Origin of the sequence: Mesorhizobium sp. M0701 (genome assembly GCF_040320365.1) — a bacterium.
In the GTDB taxonomy this organism is placed as follows: Bacteria; Pseudomonadota; Alphaproteobacteria; order Rhizobiales; family Rhizobiaceae; genus Mesorhizobium.
Genome location: NZ_JAMYPO010000011.1, coordinates 39,657 through 58,855, shown reverse-complemented (window position 1 = coordinate 58,855; position 19,199 = coordinate 39,657). Strand labels below are relative to the sequence as shown.

Genomic DNA, 19,199 nt, shown 5'->3' with positions numbered 1-19,199 from the left:
TTGCTCTATGCCGCAATGCAACCATCTTCGCCCGGCATAGGCGATAACCGGGACCGAACACCAATGAATGACGCAACGCCGCCCAACCGCTGCCGCATCGTGCTGATCGCGCCGCCGAACGTGCCGGCCGAGCGCATCGCCGCGGCCTTCGACGGCGGTGACGTCGCCTCGCTTATCCTGCCGGAAAACGGTATGGACGAGGCCTCTTTCCAAGCCTTTGCCGAGCAGATCGTGCCGGTGGCGCAAGCGGCCGGCATTGCCGTCATCATTGCCGGCGACACCCGCATCGCCGGCCGCGTCCAGGCCGACGGCATTCATGTCGAGGTCGGCAAGGACGAGCTCGCCGAAACGATCGAACACTTCCAGGCCAGGATGATGGTCGGCACCGGCGGCGCCAAGACCCGCGACGATGCGCTGGAACTCGGCGAGGTCAGGCCTGATTACATTTTCTTCGGCCGTTTCGGCTACGACAACAAGCCTGAGCCGCACCCGCGCAACCTGTCGCTCGGGCAATGGTGGGCGGACGTCATCCAGATCCCCTGCATCGTCATGGCCGGATCCGATCTTGCCTCGGTGGAAGCGGTCGCCGCCACCGGCGCTGAATTCGTGGCGCTGTCCAGCGCCGTTTTTGCCGACGGCGTCGATCCGAAGATGGCGGTTGCCGCCGCCAACGCGCTGCTCGACGAAACCGCGCCGCGCTTCGAGGACTGACGTGCTCTCGCGGAAAATCCTTTTCAGCGCCTTTCTCGCAACGGCCGTGACGCAGGCGATAGCGGCGGAACCCGTTCCGCTGCCGCAGCCCAGGCCGGATTCCAGCGAACCCGCCGACAAGCCGATCGCCGCACAATTGCCGCAGCCCGCCACCACCGCCCCGTTGCCGTCGGCCGATACCATCAACCCCGACCGCTTCGGCGCAAAGCCGTCCGATGCTGCCTACGGCGCCTTTCAGCGCGGGCTCTACAAGACGGCCTACAACCTTGCGCTTTCGCGCGCTCAAAACGGCGATCCGGCGGCACAGACGCTGGTGGCCGAGATATTGTCGCGCGGCCTCGGCGTGCCGGTCGACGCGGCAGGGGCGGCGAAGTGGTATGCGCTTGCCGCCGAGCAGGGCGTGCCGGAATCGCAATTCCAGTATGCGCTGATGCTGCTCGACGGCCGCTACGTCAAAAAGGACGAGAAGGAGGCCTATGCGCTGATGCAGGCCGCCGCCGAGGCCGGCAACCGCCTGGCGCAGTTCAATTTTGCGCAGCTGATGGTCGAACAAGAGCCCGGCGATGCCGGTATTGCCAAAGCCGTATCCTATTACGAGCGCGCTGCCGCGACCGGGCTTGCCGACGCACAATATGCGATGGCACAGGTCTACGCCAATGGCGCCGGCGGCAAGCCGCGCGACGATGTCCGCGCCCGCGGCCTGCTGGCACAGGCCGCGCGGCAGAACTACGACACGGCACAGATCGATCTCGCAACCTGGATGATCGAGGGGCGCGGCGGCGCCCGCGACCTGAAATCCGGCTTCAACTGGATGAAGCAGGCCGCCGAGGGCGGCAATGTCGCCGCCCAGAACCGTCTCGCCAAGCTCTACATGAACGGCATCGGCACCGACCCGGATCTGATCCTCGCTGGCGCCTGGTATGTTGTCGCCCGCCGCGCCGGGCTCATCGACCAAGAGATGGACGATTTCCTGCAGGGCCTGACCGACGACCAGACGCAGCAGGCGCTGCAACGGGCCAACCGCCTGCCCTGACCGCGGCCTCGAGACTCATCGCACCGGGCTCGTCAGGCGGGCTCATTGGGTATGATCGAGCACGACCTTGCCGAAGGGAGAGCCGTGTTCAAGGTACCGAAAGGCTTCGGCGGCCCGGCTCCATGGCACGACCCGGTCGATCACCGGTCTCAACCGGTTGACGACAATGGCTCGGTTCATCGCCTCGAAGGATTCGCGTGAGCCCACCGGTATGCCTCGCGCCCGGACCTGCCGGCGGAAGATGTCGAGCGGGTTGATGGCGCCGTCACTGCCGCCGAGATAGCCGATGACGTTGATCTGGGCGCCGCGCGCCGTTGCCCTCAGCGATTGTGCAAAACTCTGCGGTCCGCCAACCTCGATGATATGGTCGGCGCCGCGGCCATCCGTCAATCCCAGCACGGCCGATGCCCAATCGGGGACGCTGCGATAGTTCACGCCATCCTGCGCGCCAAGTTGCTTTGCCCGCGCAAGCTTCTCATCGCTGCTCGACGTCACGATGACGCGCGCCCCGGCAGCGGCGGCGAACTGCACCGCAAACAGCGAAACGCCGCCGGTGCCGAGGCAAAGCACGGTGTCGCCGGGTTTGACGCTGCCTTCCGTAAACAGCGCGTGCCATGCCGTCACGCCGGCGCATGGCAGCGTCGCCGCCTCGAGGTCGCTCAGATTGGCCGGCGCCAGCACCGCCGCCTGTTCGTCGAGCCGGGCAAATTCGCTGAGCAGCCCGTCGATCGGGCCGCCACGTTGATAGGAGGGCTCGGCCATCGCGAAACTGCCGCCGACCCAGCGTTGCCAGAACGTGCCGCAGACCCGGTCGTCGATCTTGAACCGGCTGACCTCGGCGCCGATGGCAACGACTTCGCCGACGCCGTCCGACAGCGGCACCAGCGGCAATGCAAACTTCGTGTGATAGCTGCCGCGGACGATCTCGGCATCGCGGTAGTTCAGCGCCGTCGCCTTGACCTTCACAATCATCTCCTGGCGCCCCGGTTCAGGCATCGGCCGCTCGACCATTCTGAGGCTCTTGAGGCCGCCCGGGCTCTGCAATTCGATCGCTTTCATCGTCGTTCCTTTTCAGCTGGGTCCTGCCAGAGGAAAATCGCTTGCCATCCACCGGATTTCAAATTCATAATGTTCAGCATAATTATGCTTCTATGACATGTTCGGGTGTGTCGTGCTTGAAGAACTGAAAACACTGGCCCTCTTTGCCGAGGAGGGTTCGATTCAGAAGGTGGCGCAACGCCTGCCGTTGACGCAGCCGGCCGTCACCCGCCAGATCCAGCGGCTGGAGGAGATGCTCGGCACGGAATTGCTCGACCGCCGGCTAAAGCCGTCGCGACTGACCCCGGCCGGCGTAGAAGTGCTGGCACGCGGCAAGGACATTCTCGCCGCCGTCGACGCGCTGAGATCATTCGCCAAGGGCGACGAGCCGGAGGGCCTGCTGCGGCTCGGCCTCGCGCATGGACTTTGCGACAAAGCCGTGGCCGCTGCCATCGGTGATGCCGTGGCGCGGTTTCCGAAGGTCTCGCTGCGTCTGAAGAGCGGATGGAGTCTTGAGCTGGCCGACCAGCACAAGCGCGGACAGCTCGACCTCGCCTTCATCCTGGACGGCAGCAATTCCAAACCTGGAGACGGCGTTGTCGGAACCGAGGCCCTCGGCATCATCGCTGCCGAAAACACCAGTCGGCAAGCCGACGTCAAGACCATGCCCTGGGTCCTCAGCCCTGAACCCTGCGACGCGCGCCGGCGGCTGGCGGCTGCCCTGGCCGAGGGCGGCCACAGGTTGATGGTCGGCGCCGAGATTCAGGACAGCGCGCTGCAGATCGACTGGGTTCGTCGAGGCCAAGGCCTTGGCCTGCTGCCCAGGCGGCTGCTGCGGGAAAAGCTGCCTGAGGGCATTGCCCTGGTCGACGCTCCCGGCCTCGAGCTGTCGCTGCGAATTGTCGTGCTGCGTTCGCCGCACCTGCATCTTTTGAGAGAGGTCGCCGACGCGGTGACCGAGGCCGTCACCGCGACTGTCAGGGCGGACTGAGGCCACCACGCCGCGCTGCCGGGCCAGCTTCGTTCCCGCTTCATCGGAAGGCGCTCCTTGCCTCTGCTGGCGATTTGTGGTCTTGGAGGCGCCAAATTGCCCTTTGCGGCGATCATCTCATTTCCGGATCACCTCACCATGGCCAAGATCAATGGCAACGAAATCCGTCCCGGCAACGTCATCGAGCATGATGGCGGCCTTTGGGTGGCGGTCAGGACCAACACCGTCAAGCCCGGCAAGGGCGGCGCCTACAACCAGGTCGAACTCAAGAACCTGATCAACGGCACCAAGCTCAACGAGCGCTTCCGTTCGGCCGAGACGGTCGAGCAGATCCGGCTCGATCTGAAGGATTTTTCCTTCCTCTACGAGCAGGGCGACGCGCTGGTGTTCATGGACACCGAAAGCTACGAGCAGCTCGAATTGCAAAAGGAGTTCGTCGGCGATCGCGCCGCCTTCCTGCAGGACGGCATGATGGTGACGGTCCAGCTCTATGACGAAAGGCCGATCGGCATTTCGCTGCCCGACCAGGTGACGCTGACCATCACCGAGGCCGACCCGGTGGTTAGGGGCCAGACGGCAGCCTCGTCCTACAAGCCGGCGATACTCGAAAACGGCATCCGCGTGCTGGTGCCGCCGTTCATCGGCTCGGGCGAGCGCATCATCGTTGATACCAACGAAATCACTTACGTGCGCCGCGCCGACTAAGGCGTGATCCCAAAGAGTTGCAGACTTTTTGGATAAAGATCATGCGTCAAGGCAAATAGGCGCAGCGACAGGAAGAACAGCAATGGCGCGTTCCGCGATCCTCAATGTCATGGTCCAGGCCGCAATGAAGGCCGGCCGCTCGCTGTCGCGTGACTTCGGCGAAGTGCAGAACCTGCAGGTCTCGATGAAGGGGCCGGGCGACTATGTCAGCCAGGCCGACCGCAAGGCCGAAGACATCGTCTTTGCCGAACTCTCCAAGGCGCGGCCCGGCTACGCCTTCCTGATGGAGGAACGCGGCGTGATCGAGGGCGACGACGGCCAGCACCGCTGGATCGTCGACCCGCTCGACGGCACCACCAATTTCCTGCACGGCATTCCGCTCTTTGCCGTTTCGATCGCGCTGGAGCGCCAGGGCCAGATCGTCGCCGGCGTCGTCTACAATCCGGCGATGGATGAGCTCTATACCGCCGAGCGCGGCGGCGGCGCTTTCATGAACGACCGCCGGCTGCGCGTCGCCGGCCGCACCAAGCTGGTCGATGCGGTGATCGGCTGCGGCATGCCGCATCTCGGGCGTGGCCAGCACGGCAATTTCCTCATCGAGTTGCGCAATGTCATGGCCGAGGTCTCTGGCGTCCGCCGTCTCGGCTCCGCCTCGCTCGATCTCGCCTACGTCGCCGCCGGCCGCATGGACGGGTTCTGGGAAACCGGCCTGTCGGCCTGGGATGTCGCCGCCGGCATTTTGCTGATCCGCGAGGCGGGCGGTTTCGTCTCCGATTTCGCCGGGGGACAGGATGTGCTGAACGCCGGTTCACTCGTCGCCGGCAACGAACTCATCCAGCGCGCGCTGTTGAAGACTATCAAAAGGCCACTCTCAGCCGGCTGATAGAGGCACGCCGCGCTGAACCGCCGCAGTCGCAAAACCGCAACCAAAGCTTGAAATACTGTCCCGCGGCCGCCCAGATAAGGTGGCGCAGGATCATCGATGACGAACAGCCGGCCCCAACCCCAGAGCGAACTCTCCCAGCTCGACATTCCCTTTATGGGGCGCTGGCATTACTCGCGCGCCGAGATCATCGCCGACGGCATTGTCCACGCCGTGGGCATCGTGCTGGCGATCGCTGCCGGCTCGACACTGCTGGCACTGGCCGCCTATCGAACCGGCCCCGGCGAATACGTCGCCGCCGCCTTCTATGTAGTCTCGCTGCTCACCGTGCTGTCGGTTTCGCTGGCCTACAATGTCTGGCCGGTGTCGTCGCCGGCAAAATGGATATTGCGGCGTTTCGACCATGCCGCGATCTATCTGCTGATCGCTGCCACCTACACGCCTTTCCTGGCCCAGCTCGGCGGCTCGCCGCTGGCCGTTTCCATGATCGTGCTGGTCTGGACCGCCGCGGCGGTCGGCATCGCCATCAAGGTCTTTCTTCCCGGCCGTTTCGACCGGCTGGCGATCGTCTTCTACCTAGCCATCGGCTGGAGCGGTATCGTTCTGGTGGAGCCGCTCGTGCGGACGCTGCCGGCGACATCGATCGCGCTCATCGTTGCCGGCGGCATCGTCTACTCCTGTGGCGTGATCTTCTTCGCCTGGAAGGGCCTGCGTTTCCACAATGCGCTGTGGCATGGCTTTGTCGTCACCGGCGCCGGCCTGCATCTGGCCGCCATGGTCGACTGCCTGGTCATCCACCGGCTTTGACCTCCGGTCGCGGACAGTGGCAATATTGCCAAGCGCCATTCAATTTCGTCACAATTCCGTTTAGAGTCGCAAACACAAATTGATCGGCGGCGACGGCATCGGAAACGGGGCACGGATGACTCTTCTCAGATCCTTCGGCATGGGCAGGCGCTCCGACGTTCTGATCTACGACCCGCACAAATTGTCGAGCCCGCAGGTGTTTCTGCTGACCATGGTGATCTTTCTGTTCATCGTGGCCTTCATCGCCGCCATCCTGACCCGCCAGATCTCGACCGCCTTCGTCACCAATCCCGGCCTCAACGGCCTGATCATCGGCGTGCTGGCGGTCGGCATCCTGCTGGCCTTCGTCCAGGTCGGCCGGCTGTTCCGCGAGGTGCGCTGGGTCAACTCGTTCCGCGCCGGCTCCGAAACCACCGAACCGGTGCTGCTGGCGCCGATGAAGGCGATGATCGGCCGCTCCTCGACGATTGCCTTCTCGACCAGTTCGATGCGCACCATGCTGGATTCGATCGCCACCCGGCTCGACGAAAGCCGCGACACGTCGCGCTATCTTGTCGGACTGCTGGTGTTCCTCGGCCTGCTCGGCACTTTCTGGGGCCTGCTCAACACGATCGGCTCGATTCGCGAAACCATCGAGTCGCTCGACCCCGGCACCGGCGATGCCGCGGCCGTGCTCGAATCCCTGAAGCAGGGGCTTTCCGCTCCGTTGGCCGGCATGGGCACCGCCTTCTCGTCCTCGCTGTTCGGCCTCTCCGGCTCGCTGGTGCTCGGCTTCCTCGACCTGCAGGCCGGCCGCGCCCAGACGCGCTTCTATACCGAACTCGAAAACTGGCTGTCCTCGGTCACCGACCTGTCCTCCGACATCGTCGTTGCCGACACGGCCAAGACCGAACCCTCCGAGGAAATCCGGCTGTTGTCGGAAAAGCTGCGCACTCTGCAGGAGAATGGCGGCGGCTCCAATCCGCGCGTCGCCACCGCCATGGCCAATCTCGCCGACGGCATTTCCGGCCTGGTCAAGAACATGCGCTCGGAACAGCAGATCATGCGCGACTGGGTCGAGGCCCAGTCGGACGAGCAGAAGGCGATGCGCAACACCCTGGAGAAGATCGCCGACGCCTTGAAGAAGCCTGGAGTGCATTGACGTGGCGTTGGCACGAGGCCGGCGCTCCGACCGCCGCATCGATTACTGGCCGGGCTTCGTCGATGCGCTGTCGACGCTGCTGTTGGCGATCATGTTCCTGCTGACTGTTTTCGTGCTGGCGCAGTTCCTGCTCGGCCGCGAGATCTCCGGCAAGGACACGGTGCTCAACCGCCTCAATTCGCAGATCAACGAGTTGACCCAGCTTCTGGCGCTGGAGCGCTCGACGACGCAGGACAAGGAGGACACCCTTGCCAATTTGCAGGCATCGCTGTCTGCATCGGAGGCGGAAAAGAGCCGGCTCGAGCAATTGCTGGCGCAAGGCGCTGGTGCCGGCGATGCCGCCAACCAGCGCGCGACGGCACTTTCCGGCGAACTCGACAGCCAGCGCCAGATCAGCCAGCAGGCGCTGAGCCAGGTCGAGATCCTCAACCAGCAGATTTCGGCGCTGCGCAGGCAGATCGCAGCGCTCGAACAAGCGCTCGACGTGTCCGAAACGCGCGACCGCGAATCCAACACCAAGATCGCCGATCTCGGCCGCCGCCTCAATGTCGCACTGGCGCAACGCGTGCAGGAGCTAAACCGCTACCGCTCCGATTTCTTCGGCCGCTTGCGTGAAATTCTTGCCGACCGCGAGAACATCCGCATCGTCGGCGACCGCTTCGTCTTCCAGTCGGAAGTGCTTTTCCCGACCGGCTCCGAGGTGATCAACGATGCCGGCAAGCTCGAGATGAAGAAGCTTGCCGATGCTATCATCGAATTGCAAAAGGAAATCCCACCGGAGATCAACTGGGTGCTGCGCGTCGATGGCCACACCGACAACAAGCCGCTCTCCGGCACCGGCCGCTACCGCGACAATTGGGAATTGTCGACGGCGCGCTCGACATCGGTGGTCAAGTTCCTGATCGAGAACGGTGTGCCAGCCAACCGGCTGGTCGCGGCCGGCTTCGGCGAATTCCAGCCGCTCGACCCCGCCGATACCGAAGAGGCGCGCAACAAGAACCGCCGCATCGAGTTGAAGCTGACCGAGCGGTGATCTGCAAGCCTTTGGCTTGTATCATGCGCCAGGTCGAGCCGGCTCAAGTCGGCGGCATTTAGGGCACTGGTGCGGCAGCGGCAAGAACTGAAAAAATTACCTTTTTTTAATTACACTTTGCCGCCATGGCCTTTTAGCCTTGGTCATGGGCCGAGAACCGCCGGCGGTGGAACCGCTCATCGCGACGCGACGGAACCTGACGGCCCGCGGCCGGAAGGCAGAACCCTCCCAACCACCGCCTTCCCCAGTAAAGGAGACGCAACCATGCGCTTCTTCGCTCCCAGGAATCTCAGGACTGCTACGCTCGCCACACTTCTCCTCGCCGTTCCGTTTGCTGGCGCTTACGCCGGCCCGCGTGAGACGGCCTTGATCAATCAGATCCAGAGTGTGGAGACGGGTATCCAGGGCGCCATCCGGGCGAACAAGCTCGAGCCGGGCGAGGCACGTGACTTGCGCACGCAGGTCGCTCAACTCGATCGGGCCGCCCAGAGGGCCGCCCGCCGTGGAACGATGCCGAGCACGCAATATCAGCAGTTGATGGCGCAGCTCGACGATATCAGCCAAAAGCTGCGCGCTGACACCGGCAGTGCCTTCCTCATCGGCAACGGCGCCGATGGCGGATACTATCCCAACGGCTATGGCCCAACTTATCCAGGCGGTTGAAATCGGCCGCAGTGCCGGGCGCTGTGGCAATTGATTTGCGCATGATCCTTTTCCAGCTTTCGGTTCAGGGATCATGCGCTAGTCCAACGCCAGCGCAATCAGCGCCAGTACTGCCGGCACTGTCTCGATGAACAGGATTTTGCGCCCGCCGTTGCCGCCGTAAAGGCCGGCGACGGCGACGCAGAGCAAGAAGAAGACTACTGAAAACCGGCTTCGCCGAGGTAAAGCCCCAGGTCAGGCCGGCTGCGAGAAAGCCGTCGTAAAGCCCTGATTGGCCGCGAGCACTTTCGATGCACTGGCGAATTCCGGCGTCAGCCTGAATACCATATGGCCGCGCGGCGTGTCCCACAGCACCATCTCCAGATAGACGATGCAGAGGTGGATCACGGTCACCAGCCCGACCAGCACATTGGCGATCATGTTTCGTCTCCCCCATCGCGGTCTGCCGCCGCCGGACGACATTGATCACGCACGCCACCGCTTCCGCGAGATGCCTTTCGACCGTTGCGGCCGGCAGTCAATGCGTCGGTCGCGGGCGGCTTTCGGGGTTGCCAACAGTTTTGCATTGGTATCTTTTCCCGCCGTCAAATCAGCGGAACCCACAATGTCCTTTCAAAAACTCGACGACCTCGGCCACAAGCTCGAAGCGCTGGAACACGCCCTCGCCATCCTCGGCGCCGACGAGGCGACCCATATGGCGGTCGGCGGCGGCGAGAAGCGCGCAGAGGCAATGTCGGCGCTTGCCGGCATGCACCATGCCCGGGCGACTGCGCCGGAGATTGCCGACTGGATCGCGGCGGCCGAGCAGGAAGCGCTGAACGAAGAGCAGCAGGCCGCGGTCAGGGAGTTCCGCCGGCAACACACCAACCTGACCTGCCTGCCGGTCGAGTTCGTCGAGCGCCAGACGACCGCGCGCATGCGCTCCGAGCAGCTCTGGCGCGACCTGCGCGCCAAGAACGACTGGGCGGGTTTCCTACCGGCGCTCGAAGGCGTCGTGGCGCTGGTCCGCGAGGAGGCGGCCCTTCGCGCCGAGGTGCTCGGGCTCGAGCCTTACGACGCGCTGATGGAGCAATATGACCCGGGCAATCGCGCCGCCGACATCACGCCTGTGTTTGTCGAGTTGAAGACCTTCCTGAAAGGCTTCGTGCCGGAGGCACTGGCCGTGCAGGAAGAGCGGCTGGCGAAACATCCGCTGAAGCCGCTTTCCGGCAGATACCCCTTGGACAAGCAGCGCGAGCTTGGCCTCGCCATGATGGCGGCGGTCGGCTTCGACCTCACCCACGGCTCGCTGTCGGTTTCGCACCATCCCTTCTGCGGCGGCGTGCCGAGCGACGTGCGCATCACCACCCGCTACAAGACCTCGGATTTCCTGTCGGCGCTGATGGGCGTGCTGCACGAGACCGGCCATGCGCTGTACGAGCAGAACCTGCCGAAGGCGTGGGCGCACTGGCCTCTGGGCAGAGCGCGCGGCATGGCGGTGCATGAAAGCCAGAGCCTGTTCGTCGAAAAGCAGATCGGCCGTAATCCAGAATTCTGGCGCTGGGCGCTGCCGGTGGTCGAAAGACACCTCGGCGAGAGCTGGACGATCGACGACATCCTGGCGCATGTACATCGGGTCGAGCGCGGCCTGATCCGCGTCGATGCCGACGAGGTCACCTATCCGCTGCACGTCATCCTGCGCTACGAGCTGGAGCAGGAGCTTGTCTCGGGACGGCTGGAAGCAGCCGACCTACCCGAAGCCTGGGATGCCAAGATGCGCGATTATCTCGGCCTGTCGACGTCAGACAATCCGGCTGACGGTCCGATGCAGGACGTCCACTGGCCGGGTGCCGCCTTCGGCTATTTCCCCTCCTACACGCTGGGCGCCATGATGGCGGCGCAGCAATGGGCGGCGCTGACCAGGGATCATCCTTCAGCCGACGAAGACCTCGCCAAGGGAGATTTCGCCGCAATCAACGACTGGCGCCGCAAAAGGATCTGGTCGCAAGGCTCGCGCTGGTCGACACCGGAACTGCTCGAACGCGCTACCGGCGAAAAGCTCGATGCCGCACATTTCACTGACCATCTGAAGAAGCGGTACGGGAACTGAGCCGCTTCGTCTATTCCAGGTTCTTGCCGCGGTGACTGCAGAAATCCGCGAAACTGGCCTTTACTTTGGTGGGAAAGCCTCTGAAAAAGGAGTTCTTCCAAGTTGGGCGAGCGTAGATGTCTGTCTGTTACAGTTTTCATAGGATGAAGTCTTTCTGGCTCCGCTTGGTATTTTTCATCTTATTGATCGGCCTGAGTTCTCCGGCCATGTCCGACGACATGGTTCTCAAGGGTCCGGCAGAAAGCTGGGTAAAGCAGCTTGATATTCCGGCTGCCGATCCCACCCGATCGGATCAAATCAAGAATGGCGTTTCATGGCTGCTCTCGGACGACCAGATCAAGCATCGCGCCGGCGGCTATGTCGAGTACTCGCGCACCGTCTATAAAATCGTCGACCGTCCCGGCCTGGATCGTGGCGCGAGTATCGATCTGCAGTTCGATCCGTCCCGGCACAAGGTCACGCTCAACCATCTTCACATCATCCGCTATGGTGCCGTTTTGGACCGGCTGGAAGGCGTCGAATTCGACATCTTCCGCAGGGAAAGAGACGCCGAGAAAGGCGTCTTCGACGGCTGGCTGACAGCACATGTCAACATCGATGACGTGCGTGCCGGCGACATCGTCGACTACGGGTCGACCTATGAGATAACGCCGCTGGTCGGCAAGGACCTTTTCTTCAAGAATTTCTCCACCGAATGGGAAGAGCCGGTAGCGCTTATCCGCACAAGCATCATTTGGCCTTCGGGCCAGCCGCTCCAGATCAAGACAAGGGGAACCCGACTTAAGCCGTCAATCTCCCCGACTGGGCCGGACACCACCTATCTATGGGAAGTTCCAAACCCGAAACCGGTCAATGTCGAGGACAACCTGCCCGTGACCTATCCAGGCTGGGGCTCCATCGATGTCGCGTCTACCGCGAATTGGCAAAGTGTGGTCGATGCCGTTGCGCCCTATTACAAGCCAGCGACCGTTTTTCCCCCGGCTTTTGCCGCAAAGCTCGACGACATCGCTCTGCGGCATCCGGTGCCCGAAGACCGGATGGTCGAGGCAATGCGGTTGGTGCAGGACCAGATCCGCTATGTAAGCCTGTCGATGGGTGCCGGTTCCTACGTTCCGCGTGATCCCGCGACGGTTATCCTGAGCGGGTTCGGTGACTGCAAGGACAAGGCCCTGCTGCTGGTTTCGTCGCTTGTGCGGCTTGGCATTGCTGCCGAGGTCGCCTTGGCCGATCTCGACGAGGGACGGGCCCTGGACCAGCATCTGCCGGCGCTCCGCGATTTCGACCATGCCATCGTCAAGGCAAGGATCGGAGCAAAGACATATTGGCTGGACGCCACGAACTATCTTCAGGGCGGCAGGGCGCACAATCTCGCACAGCCGGACTACGGCTTCGCGCTGCCGCTTTCCAGCACCGGCGGGTTGGAGAAGATGCCGAGCCCTGTGCTTAGCAGCCCATCGATCCAGATCGCCGAGGAATTCGACTTTCCGCGGAAACCGGGCGATCCCCTCGTGCTGACGGTCTTCTCGACATATGAGGACGCCGATGCCGATTGGATGCGCGGCAATTTCGCCAGCCGGTCGCTGAGCGAGGTGTCGGACGCCTACCTGAAATACTACAACAAGCAATATCCGGGCATCCAAACCATCGCCAAGCCGGAAATCGTGGATCGCCGCGACGGCAACATAGTGAGCGTGAAGGAAAGTTATCGCTTGCCGGCGGAGGCGCTGGCGGCCAACGATCTGGCAAAGAATTTCCCGATCCGCGCGGCCGATCTCGGCAACAACTCTCTTCCAACCCCGACAATCGTCGACCGAACCGGGCCCGTCTCCCTCGGCCCCCAGTTCTACCGCCGCCACAAGGTGACCGTGCGCAACCTCAAGGCGAGGTTTTCCGGCGAGTCGATGAAAAACGTCGTGACGCCCTATCTGTCTCTCAAGGCATCCTGGTCCAACACGCCCACCGAATTGCAAGTTGAATGGAACTTTCAGACGCTGGCGACTGAAGTACCGGCCAAGGCGATTGCCGATTATCTGAAAACCGTCGATGACCTCGCAGACCAAATTCGCTGGCAGTACGATTTTACCTATGAAGAGCCGCCTGCCGATGTGCAGCTCAGCGATCCGGCAAAGGAGCAGCGACAGACCGTCGCCAGCATGCTTTTGTTGTCGTTGCTTGTCGGCGTTCCCCTGTTCATCGCCTATCGACGCGGCAAACGCCGAGCTTTCGGTAGCTGAAGAATCTCGGCCGCCGCTGGGCACCATGATCCCGAAAAGTGGATGCCGGTTTTCGGAAAAGATCATGGCCAAACAAGAAGATGGAGCCTCATCCCGATTTCATCGGGATGGAGCAATGCTACTCGGCCGCACCCCTGAAAGCATTCGCCCCGGTATCGAACTGCAGCTTGGCCAGCCGCGCATAGATGCCGCCCTTGGCGACCAGGCTCTGATGCGTGCCTTCCTCGACGATGCGGCCGCCATCCATGACCAGGATGCGATCGGCCTTCAGCACGGTTGCCAGCCGATGGGCGATGACGATCGTGGTGCGGCCCTTCATCAGCCGGTCCAGCGCCGTTTGCACCAGCGTCTCGCTTTCGGCATCTAGCGCCGAGGTCGCCTCGTCGAGCAGCAGGATGGGCGCATCGCGCAAAATGGCGCGGGCGATCGCCACGCGCTGGCGCTGGCCGCCCGACAGCGTCACGCCGCGCTCGCCGACCTGGCTGTCATAGCCCTTTTCGAGTTTCAGGATGAACTCGTCGGCAAGCGCGTCCTTCGCCGCCGCCTCGATCTCGGCCTGGCTGGCGCCAGGCCGGCCAAAGCCGATATTGTCGCGCGCGCTTGCGGCAAAGATGGTGACGTCCTGCGGCACGATGGCGATGCGCGCGCGGATCGCCGCCGGATCGGCCTCGCGCAGATCGACCCCGTCGATGACGATCCTGCCGGCCTCCGGATCGTAGAAGCGCAGAAGCAGCGAAAACACCGTGCTCTTGCCGGCGCCGGATGGCCCGACGATCGCCACCGTCTCACCGGGTTTGACCTGAAAGCTCAGGCCATGAACGGCGGCGCGGTCGGGCCGGGCCGGATAGGAGAAGGAGACATCGTCGAAGCTGATCGCGCCTCTCGCCTTTGCCGGCAGCGGCTTCGGATCGGCGGGCGCCTGGATCGCGGGTTTCTCGGCCAGGATCTCGGTCAGCCGTTCGGCAGCGCCCGCTGCCTGGGACAGTTCGCCCCAGACCTCCGACAGGGCGCCGAGCGCGCCGGCGGCGAACACCGAATAGAGCAGGAATTGACCGAGCGTGCCCGGCGACAGCGTGCCGTCGAGCACGTCGCGCGAACCGAACCACAGCACCGCCACGACCGAGGAAAAGATCATGAAGATGGCGACGAAGGTGAGAAAGGAGCGGGCAAAGATCGAGGTCCGCGCCGCTTCGAACGCTGCTTCCACGGCGGACGAAAAATACCCGGTCACAAGCTTCTCGTTGGTGAAGGCCTGCAGGGTGCGCACCGCGCCGATCTGCTCGCTGGCGTAGGCGGTGGCATTGGCCAGAGTATCCTGCGCCAGCCGTGACTTGCGCCGCACCGAGCGGCCGAAGGCGACCAGCGGCAGCACGATCAGCGGAATGGCCGCGATGACCAGGCCGGACAGTTTTGGGCTGGTGAAGACCATCATCGCCACGGCGCCCAGGCCGAGGATGACGTTGCGCAAAGCCACCGAGGCGGTGGCACCGACGGCCGATTTGACCTGTGTCGTGTCGGCGGCGAGCCGCGAGACGATCTCGCCCGACTGGGCCGTGTCGAAAAAGGATGGCGACAGCGTTGTGACGTGGGCAAAGACATCGCGGCGGATATCGGCAACGACGCGCTCGCCGAGTGTGATGACGAAATAGTAGCGGCTGGCCGACGCCGCCGCCAGAACGGCGGCCATCACCACCAGCATGGCGAAATATTCGGCAATGAAGCTGGAATCGGAAGCGGAAAAACCGTGGTCGATCATCCGCCGCACGGCCAGCGGCAGCGCCAGCGTCGTCGCCGCCGCGACGGCCAGCGAGACGATCGCGCCGATGACCATTTTGCGGTAATGCGTAATGTAGGGAAACAGGCGCTGCAGCGGCCTCAGCGAGCGCCTGCGCTCGTCTGCATCGCCGCTGATGTTCGCCATGACCGTTTCCTTTGGCCCTATGAGGCTTGCGCCATCAATATGCGCTTGCCGCGGCCTTGTGATTCAATTCCGGCTGATGTATAGGCTCGCCGACCGTTTTAGAAACCGTGGCTCCTCAATAGCTGCGGCTTCGAGTTTTAAAAAGGGGCGCATCGACGCAGGCTTTAGCCCGTCGGCAGCACCCGGCAAGCCAGGAACAGACCCATGAAGAACGATATTCATCCCGACTACCACACCATCAAGGTCGTCATGACCGACGGCACCGAATACATGACCCGTTCGACCTGGGGCAAGGAAGGCGATACGATGAACCTCGATATCGACCCCACCACCCATCCGGCCTGGACTGGCGGCCAGCAGACCCTGCTCGACCGCGGTGGCCGCCTGTCGAAGTTCAAGAAGCGTTTCGAAGGTTTCGGCCTCTAAGCCGCATTGGCGTTTCGCAGATCGAGAAACCCGCCTTCGTGGCGGGTTTTTTATTGCGAAAATACGGCCCTATTCGCCGACCAGCTCGCGCAGCGCCATACGCTTGTAGGCGGCAACCAGCCGGTCGCCCTCTTGCCGCCCGACCGAGATCGCCAGCCGCATTGCGGCCTCGCCCATCTGCCAGATGAGAAACGCCGTCGTTTCCAGCGCTTCCGGATCGGCGGATGGCCGCAGCCGTTTCAGCACGGCTGTAAGGAATTCGGCGTTGGCCCGGCTATCGGCAAGCTCGAGTTCGCGTAGCGCCTTGTCGGCCTGCGTGCCCGACCAGATGTCGCGTATCACCGGCTCCGCCAGGAACATTCCGTAGTAGATATTCACCAGTTCCGAAAATGCCCGGCGCAGGCCGTCGGCGTCACTGACCTCCGCCAGTGCCGCGGCAATGCAGGCCTGGCTTTCGGCGGTGTAGCGTTCGGCCAGCGCCCAGATGAGCGCCCGCTTGTCGGGGAAGAACTGGTAGAGCGAGCCGATCGACACGCCGGCCCTCTCGGCCACCTCGCCCATGCGCATGGCGTCGCTGCCTTGCTCGGCGATCAGCGCCGAGGCGGCGGCCAGCATCCGCTCGACCCGCTCGCGGCTGCGCTGCTGGCTCGGCGCCCGGCGCGGCGATGCGGTCTGCTCATTGCGGGAACCCGGTGCAGCGGTGCCTTCCATGACTGTCTCCAGAAAAATGGCTTGACTGACAAAATACGAGGGTTTATCACGTTTTGCAAATATGAGGATCGCTCACATTTTCTAAACGCCACGCCAATCAAATTGCTCGAACCCCGAAACCGGAGCAACTGACATGATCATGAAACTGCTTCCCACCCTCACCTTCGTCGCTGCCATTGGCTCAGGCGTTGTCGGCGGCGTTTTCTTCGCCTTCTCCAACTTTATCGTGCCGGCGCTCGCCCGCTTGCCTGCCGCAGGCGGCATCGCCGCCATGAATTCGATCAACATCACCGTGATCACGCCGGCATTCATGACCGCACTTTTCGGCACCGGGCTGGTCTGTCTTGTCCTCGCCGCCGGCGCTCTTATCGGCTGGAGCCAACCGGGTTCGTTCTGGCTTCTCGCCGGCGCCCTGATCTATGTCGTCGGCAATCCGATCGTGACGATGATGTTCAACGTGCCGCTCAACAACGCCCTGGCTGCGGTCGATCCGGCAAGCGCCAACGGCGCCGCCGTGTGGGCCACCTATCTCAAGGACTGGGTGATGTGGAATCATGTCCGCACCATCTCCGCCATCGTGGCGCTGGGCTGCCTCATCTTCGCATGGCGGTGAATGCAGGACGGAAGCGTAAAAGGCCTTCAGGCAGGATCTTTTGGCTTATGGCCCTTGCGATCGGCATGGCCGAGATCGCGATCCGGATCGATGACGTCGCGAACCAGCTGCTTGAGCTTTGCGGCGTCGGGAAAACCGCCGTCACGCTTGCGGTCCCAGACCAGCGTGTCATTGCAGGAAATGGTGAAGATGCCGCCGGTGCCGGGCACCAGCGTCACCTCGCCGAGATCGGTACCGAAGGTGGACAGCAGCTCCTGCGCCATCCAGCCGGCCCTGAGCAGCCACAGGCACTGGGTGCAATAGGTGATGCGGACGGTGGGCAGCGTGTCTTGGATCATGCCGCGCTGAGCTTCGCCAAGGTCTCCTCGTCGACCTCGAAATTGGCGTAGACGCTCTGCACGTCGTCGTCGTCCTCGAGCGTCGCAACTAGCTTCATCAGCGATTGCGCCCGCTCCTCGTCGACCGCGATATTGGTCTGAGGCTTCCAGATCGGCTTCACCGATTCAGCCTCGCCAAGCGCGCCTTCCAGCGCCTTCGACACTTCGCCGAGATTCTCGAAAGCGCAGTAGATCGTGTGGCCTTCCTCGTCCGACTGGACGTCGTCGGCACCGGCCTCGATCGCCGCGTCCATCACCTTCTCGGCGCTGCCGGCCGATGCCGGATAGTAGATCTCGCCGACGCGGTCCCACATGAACGACACCGAGCCGGTCTCGCCCATCGCCCCGCCGGCTTTGGTGAAGGCAGCGCGCACATTCGACGCCGAGCGGTTGCGGTTGTCGGTCAGCGCCTCGACGATCAGCGCGACACCGCCTGGCCCGTATCCCTCGTAGCGCACGGCTTCGTAGGTCTCGGCATCACCCATCGACGCCTTGTTGATGGCGCGCTGGATATTGTCCTTCGGCATCGACACCGCCTTGGCGTTCTGCACCGCAAGGCGCAGGCGCGGGTTCATCGATGGATCGGGCGTGCCGCTCTTGGCGGCAACGGTGATTTCGCGCGCCAACTTGGAAAACATTTTCGACCGCACCGCATCCTGGCGGCCCTTGCGGTGCATGATGTTCTTGAACTGTGAATGGCCAGCCATGGCACCCCTGTCATCTTCTCGGCTAGAGCATCTGCCGCCTGGTGAACCACCCGGCATCTTGCAAAATGCTCGAATTCAAAATTTCAGAACGTCCTGCTGCGTCCCTGACGGACGGACGGCGCTCGCTGTCGGAATGGCCGGCTTATAGATAAATCGGCTCAATTCGTCCAGCCGCGCCATTGCTGCCGGCACGCAAGGGTTTCAAGATCCGAAAATCGGCAGGCTTCGGCAAACCTTTCATCCCTCAAGATCGGATTTCAGCCGGTCGAGGATGCTGATCGCGTGCGTGGCATATTGACTGATCCAGCGGTCGTGGATGTGCTTGATCGGCAGCGCGTTGAGATGGTTCCAGCGTTCGCGCCCCTCGCGCCGCGCCACGACCAGGTCGGCCTCCTCCAGCACCTTCAGGTGCAGCATGACCGTGCAGCGGTCCATGTCGGGGAAGGCATCGCACAACATGCCGGTGGTCTGCGGCGCATCCTTCAGCCGGTCCAGCAACGCACGCCGGCGCGGATGCGCCAGCGCCTTGAAAACATTGTCGTCTCGCGATTGGCTTGACATGTTATATTTCTATAACATATCCTTGAGCCATTCAAGGAAGGAGCTGTGGATATGTCTCTTGGATTCAGGGTTTCTGGCCGCATCGGCAAACCCGTCGCCGAAGTCTTCGATGCGGTCGTCAATCCGAAGAAACTCAGCGGCTACTTCACCACGATCGGCGGCGCCAGCGCACTGCTGGAGGCGGGCGCCACCGTCATCTGGTGGGGCAAGGTTCCGGTCGAGGTCGACGAGGTGAAGAAAGACAGCCGCATCGTGCTGCGCTGGGATGCCACCGACGCCGACGGCAAGCCGACCTACAAGACCCGCATCGAAATGAATTTCGAACCGCTCGACGATGGCGGCACCTTTGTCACCATCGCCGAAACCGGCTGGCACGAGGACGCGGTCGGCCTGAAGAAGTCCTACCTCAATTGCGAGGGCTGGTCGCAGATGCTGGCCTGCATGAAGGCCTATGTCGAATACGGCATCAATCTGCGCGACGGCTATTACCGCAGCGAGATGAAGGGCGAGCCGGCCAACGAGAACAACATCTGAAAAGCCACCAAGATGACGGAG

Annotated in this window: 20 protein-coding genes and 1 pseudogene; 14 read left to right on the top strand and 7 right to left on the bottom strand. The window is 63.0% G+C overall.

What is annotated here, in order from left to right:
- Positions 1-63: 63 nt before the first annotated feature.
- Positions 64-711: a thiamine phosphate synthase gene (locus NKI24_RS13640; protein WP_352450837.1), complete on the top strand. Its 648-nt coding sequence runs from the start codon at positions 64-66 to the stop codon at positions 709-711.
- A 1-nt stretch (position 712) separates the two neighbouring features.
- Positions 713-1,744 (top strand): tetratricopeptide repeat protein, encoded by a 1,032-nt coding sequence (locus NKI24_RS13635; RefSeq protein ID WP_352745911.1) that lies wholly within the window; start codon positions 713-715, stop codon positions 1,742-1,744.
- Positions 1,745-1,786: 42 nt separating this feature from the next.
- Here the strand turns inward: NKI24_RS13635 and NKI24_RS13630 are convergent, their stop codons facing one another.
- Positions 1,787-2,803 carry a zinc-dependent alcohol dehydrogenase family protein gene (locus NKI24_RS13630; RefSeq protein WP_352745908.1) on the bottom strand — a complete coding sequence of 339 codons (1,017 nt, stop codon included), beginning with the start codon at positions 2,801-2,803 and terminating at the stop codon, positions 1,787-1,789.
- A gap of 112 nt (positions 2,804-2,915) precedes the next feature.
- Between NKI24_RS13630 and NKI24_RS13625 the strand changes: the two genes are divergently transcribed.
- The 7 genes from NKI24_RS13625 (at position 2,916) to NKI24_RS13595 (ending at position 9,005) form a co-directional block, all read left to right on the top strand.
- Positions 2,916-3,773 (top strand): LysR family transcriptional regulator, encoded by an 858-nt coding sequence (locus tag NKI24_RS13625; RefSeq protein WP_352745905.1) that lies wholly within the window; start codon positions 2,916-2,918, stop codon positions 3,771-3,773.
- Positions 3,774-3,911: 138 nt separating this feature from the next.
- Complete coding sequence (efp, locus tag NKI24_RS13620) at positions 3,912-4,478, top strand: elongation factor P (RefSeq protein ID WP_023678016.1); 567 nt, start codon at positions 3,912-3,914, stop codon at positions 4,476-4,478.
- Between the two features lie 82 nt (positions 4,479-4,560).
- Positions 4,561-5,361, top strand: coding sequence for an inositol monophosphatase family protein (locus NKI24_RS13615; RefSeq protein WP_023678017.1), 801 nt, complete (start codon positions 4,561-4,563; stop codon positions 5,359-5,361).
- 99 nt (positions 5,362-5,460) lie between these two features.
- Positions 5,461-6,168 (top strand): PAQR family membrane homeostasis protein TrhA, encoded by a 708-nt coding sequence (gene trhA / locus NKI24_RS13610; protein WP_352742970.1) that lies wholly within the window; start codon positions 5,461-5,463, stop codon positions 6,166-6,168.
- Between the two features lie 115 nt (positions 6,169-6,283).
- Complete coding sequence (locus tag NKI24_RS13605; RefSeq protein ID WP_352471212.1) at positions 6,284-7,309, top strand: MotA/TolQ/ExbB proton channel family protein; 1,026 nt, start codon at positions 6,284-6,286, stop codon at positions 7,307-7,309.
- Position 7,310: 1 nt separating this feature from the next.
- Complete coding sequence (locus NKI24_RS13600) at positions 7,311-8,342, top strand: peptidoglycan -binding protein (protein WP_352683348.1); 1,032 nt, start codon at positions 7,311-7,313, stop codon at positions 8,340-8,342.
- 264 nt (positions 8,343-8,606) lie between these two features.
- On the top strand, positions 8,607-9,005 hold the full coding sequence (locus NKI24_RS13595) for a hypothetical protein (RefSeq protein ID WP_352683346.1): 399 nt from the start codon (positions 8,607-8,609) through the stop codon (positions 9,003-9,005).
- Positions 9,006-9,083: 78 nt separating this feature from the next.
- Here NKI24_RS13595 and NKI24_RS13590 read toward each other — a convergent pair.
- A pseudogene (locus NKI24_RS13590) lies at positions 9,084-9,425 on the bottom strand (DUF1304 domain-containing protein).
- 184 nt (positions 9,426-9,609) lie between these two features.
- On the opposite strand from NKI24_RS13590, the gene NKI24_RS13585 reads away from it, so the two are divergent.
- Positions 9,610-11,094, top strand: coding sequence for a carboxypeptidase M32 (locus NKI24_RS13585; protein ID WP_352745900.1), 1,485 nt, complete (start codon positions 9,610-9,612; stop codon positions 11,092-11,094).
- Positions 11,095-11,300: 206 nt separating this feature from the next.
- Positions 11,301-13,328 (top strand): DUF3857 domain-containing protein, encoded by a 2,028-nt coding sequence (locus NKI24_RS13580; protein ID WP_352745897.1) that lies wholly within the window; start codon positions 11,301-11,303, stop codon positions 13,326-13,328.
- Between the two features lie 118 nt (positions 13,329-13,446).
- On the opposite strand, the gene NKI24_RS13575 is transcribed toward NKI24_RS13580, so the two are convergent.
- Entirely contained in the window at positions 13,447-15,249 is a 1,803-nt protein-coding gene (locus tag NKI24_RS13575; RefSeq protein ID WP_352450844.1) for an ABC transporter transmembrane domain-containing protein, read from the bottom strand.
- Between the two features lie 204 nt (positions 15,250-15,453).
- Here NKI24_RS13575 and rpmE point away from each other — a divergent pair, with 204 nt between their 5' ends.
- Positions 15,454-15,675, top strand: coding sequence for a 50S ribosomal protein L31 (gene rpmE / locus NKI24_RS13570; protein WP_352450845.1), 222 nt, complete (start codon positions 15,454-15,456; stop codon positions 15,673-15,675).
- A 69-nt stretch (positions 15,676-15,744) separates the two neighbouring features.
- Here the strand turns inward: rpmE and NKI24_RS13565 are convergent, their stop codons facing one another.
- The gene (locus NKI24_RS13565; protein ID WP_352450846.1) at positions 15,745-16,386 is read right to left on the bottom strand and encodes a TetR family transcriptional regulator; all 642 of its coding nucleotides are present in this window, start codon (positions 16,384-16,386) and stop codon (positions 15,745-15,747) included.
- Positions 16,387-16,519: 133 nt separating this feature from the next.
- Between NKI24_RS13565 and NKI24_RS13560 the strand changes: the two genes are divergently transcribed.
- Positions 16,520-16,999 carry an anthrone oxygenase family protein gene (locus NKI24_RS13560; protein ID WP_352450847.1) on the top strand — a complete coding sequence of 160 codons (480 nt, stop codon included), beginning with the start codon at positions 16,520-16,522 and terminating at the stop codon, positions 16,997-16,999.
- A 26-nt stretch (positions 17,000-17,025) separates the two neighbouring features.
- On the opposite strand, the gene NKI24_RS13555 is transcribed toward NKI24_RS13560, so the two are convergent.
- The 3 genes from NKI24_RS13555 to NKI24_RS13545 all read right to left on the bottom strand — a co-directional run bounded on the left by NKI24_RS13555 (position 17,026) and on the right by NKI24_RS13545 (position 18,644).
- A complete protein-coding gene (locus tag NKI24_RS13555; protein WP_352450848.1) occupies positions 17,026-17,337 on the bottom strand; it encodes an Rdx family protein in 312 nt (103 codons plus the stop codon).
- Entirely contained in the window at positions 17,334-18,083 is a 750-nt protein-coding gene (locus NKI24_RS13550; RefSeq protein ID WP_023678028.1) for a YebC/PmpR family DNA-binding transcriptional regulator, read from the bottom strand. The genes NKI24_RS13555 and NKI24_RS13550 overlap by 4 nt, the downstream gene beginning before the upstream one ends.
- Positions 18,084-18,320: 237 nt before the next feature.
- Positions 18,321-18,644 carry an ArsR/SmtB family transcription factor gene (locus NKI24_RS13545; protein ID WP_023678030.1) on the bottom strand — a complete coding sequence of 108 codons (324 nt, stop codon included), beginning with the start codon at positions 18,642-18,644 and terminating at the stop codon, positions 18,321-18,323.
- Positions 18,645-18,695: 51 nt separating this feature from the next.
- On the opposite strand from NKI24_RS13545, the gene NKI24_RS13540 reads away from it, so the two are divergent.
- The gene (locus tag NKI24_RS13540) at positions 18,696-19,178 is read left to right on the top strand and encodes an SRPBCC domain-containing protein (protein WP_352450849.1); all 483 of its coding nucleotides are present in this window, start codon (positions 18,696-18,698) and stop codon (positions 19,176-19,178) included.
- The last annotated feature ends 21 nt before the right edge of the window (positions 19,179-19,199 follow it).